This window comes from Chitinophaga sp. (genome assembly GCF_017745275.1).
Lineage (GTDB): Bacteria > Bacteroidota > Bacteroidia > Chitinophagales > Chitinophagaceae > Chitinophaga.
This window is the reverse complement of sequence record NZ_JAGHZS010000020.1, coordinates 1-701: the sequence shown is the minus strand read 5'-3', so window position 1 is coordinate 701 and position 701 is coordinate 1. Positions and strand designations below refer to the sequence as shown.

Here is a 701-nt window from a genome sequence, read left to right as displayed (position 1 = left end):
TGTTGTCAGTAGTCTGGAAGTTGCTGAGTGTTGCATTAGTTACTGTAATATCACCCAGGACAAATCCGGTCACTGCTTCGGAGAAGGTGATGGTAGCGGTAAATGGCGCTATCACCGGTGAAGTGGCGGAAGTGCTGATTATTACACCAGGTTGTGCTGTGTTCACCAATACGCCACTGGTGTTGCCAACGTTGTTAAGTGTCAATACAGCGTCTTTACCGGTGGTGTTGCGGATGGTGCCGGAAAGGGAGGTGCCGAGTGTGATACCATCCATATCCATATCGCCGTTTTGCACGGTGTAGCTGAATTCCAGGACATTGGTGCCACTACCACCTACGAGTGTAGCTTGCCGCGTCGTCGTACCAATGATGATATCCAGTGATGGTGTGCCGGTAGCATCTACGGTTTCATTAAAGAACACGTTGAAGTGGAGTTCTTCTCCGGTATGATAGATATCGTTAGGTGGTACCGCGACAGATGTAATAACAGGTGGTGTACCTGCATAAACAAGACTGAGTAAGTTAGAGAGCGTATTACCATTATCTCCGATATTCATGACTGCATCAGCCGGCACCTGCAGGGTTACTGCGCCATCTGCGGCTGGAGTAACCAGCACGGTGTACGTGATGTTGTCGGTAGTCTGGAGGTTTGTTAACGTTGCATTAGTAGTGGTAATATCGGTTATTACAAAGCCACTTACT

Annotated in this window: 1 protein-coding gene; it reads right to left on the bottom strand. The window is 48.4% G+C overall.

Annotated features, from left to right (window positions below; all coding sequences use genetic code 11):
* Window positions 1-701, bottom strand: a 701-nt coding sequence (locus J7623_RS31710) for an Ig-like domain-containing protein (protein WP_291929407.1), incomplete at both ends; no start/stop codon positions are given.